Source organism: Streptomyces sp. NPDC007205 (assembly GCF_040634095.1).
In the GTDB taxonomy this organism is placed as follows: Bacteria; Actinomycetota; Actinomycetes; order Streptomycetales; family Streptomycetaceae; genus Streptomyces.
The window spans coordinates 1-1,715 of the sequence record NZ_JBEYEW010000167.1; the positions used below are offsets into that span (position 1 = coordinate 1).

A 1,715-nucleotide genomic window follows, 5' to 3' on the forward strand; every position below is an offset into this window, starting at 1 on the left:
TGTGATGTTGAGACTTCAGACATCTCGCTCAACAGTCCGAGGGCCTCGCCCGTTACTCGACCGGCCTCGTCACCCGATCGGTGGCCAAATTGAAATGCCTCGGGGTGCCCCGTTCGTCACGCCACCGTCAACACCCAACTCACCCTCACCCGCCAGCTGTACAAGTGAAAAGGGCTCCTGGTGCCTCGCTGCAGGTAGAAACGCAGTCAACGTCTGGCGACTCTTCACCCCAGGGGGGTGTCCGCTGAAGAGGCTCACTGATCAACACCTCGGGCGTGACGTGGGCCCACGACGTCCGCTTGGACCGAGCTCGGGGCACCCGCAGGGCCCTGCCGGTGCGCAGGCAGGCGACGAGCTCGCGCTTGAGCGTTCCCCGGCCTTCGATGAACAGGGCCTGATAGATCGCCTCGTGGCTGATCCGCATGGACTCATCATCGGGGAAGTCGACCTTCAGCCGGTTCGCGATCTGCTCCGGACTCCACGCCATGACCCAGCGGCGGTCGCCGCGGTGCGGCTTGTTCCTTCCCTTCCACCGCGGCCCCTCTGGCCCCAGCATCGTCCCGTCGGGGCGGCTGACCTGGCCGGAAAGCCTTTCCTGTACGTAGTCGCGCAACCGGTCGTTGGCCGCCAGTTTCGCGGTTTTCGGGCGCCGGGCCACCAGATCGGCCTTCCACTGGGCGACCGAAGCCCTGTAGTCCAGTCGGCCGCCACGAGTCGCGGCGTTGCGCCGCAGTTCCCGGGACACCGTCGAAGGATCACGGCCAAGACGTCGCGCGGTCTCCCGGACCCCGATGCCCCGCGCTTTCAGGATCGCGATCTCTTCACGCTCGTGAAAGGACAGGTACCGGCCGGACTGCGGAGCAAGATCCATTGGTGGCATGCCGCCACCGTGGCGGAACCATCTTCCCCCCGCCGCTTGGGATACGCCGACCGAAGCTGCCGCCTCCTCCGGGAGCAGTCCCTTCGCGATCTCCCGCCAGAACTGACGTTCCGCTTCCCGCCGTAGCGCCGGCGCACCCGGTGACTTCATCGGCGGACGCCCGGTCAACACTGCCATCCACCCTGCCGGCTTGCCCATCAACACCTCCGAGGCCGAGGTGTTGCAACGACCGGTTGAATCCGCCTTGCGAACCCCTGTCCGCGTGGAAGATCACTCCGTCGACGTTGCTGCCGCGGGTCGCCACCGCCATCTTCAGTGCGTCGATGACCAGCTCGGCGCGCATGTGCGAGGCCATCGACCAGCCGAGCACCCGGCGCGAGCAGATGTCGATGACGCAGGCGCGATACAGCCACGAGCCACCGACCTGCACGTATGTGATGTCGCCGCACCACTTCTCGTTCAACCGCGCGGCGGTGAAGTCGCGTTGGACGAGATCCAGGGCGGGCGGTGCGAGCCGGTCGGGGACCGTGGTGCGCTTGCGGCGCCGCAGGTGGCGGCCTTCGAGCCGGTTGACGCGCATCAGGCGCTCGACGCGCTTGCGGTTGACCGTATGCCCGAAGCCGCGCAACTCGGCATGGACGCGCCGGACTCCGTAGGTGCCCTTGTGCTCGGTGTGGATCTCACGGATCTCCACGAGCAGGGCGTCGTCGGCGGCCTGCCGCTCCTGGCGGGTCTTCGCACCGGCGATCCACCGGTAGTAGCCCGAGCGCGGGACCCGAAGGACCCGGCATATCCGCTGGACGCCGAAGGTCTCGGCGTGAGCGGAGACGAAGTC

Annotated in this window: 2 pseudogenes; both read right to left on the reverse strand. The window is 67.3% G+C overall.

The features are described from left to right. Positions 1-256 precede the first annotated feature (256 nt). Positions 257-1,057, reverse strand: a pseudogene (locus ABZ624_RS42965) (helix-turn-helix domain-containing protein); the annotation flags it as partial. 67 nt (positions 1,058-1,124) lie between these two features. Then, positions 1,125-1,715, reverse strand: a pseudogene (locus ABZ624_RS42970) (IS3 family transposase); the annotation flags it as partial.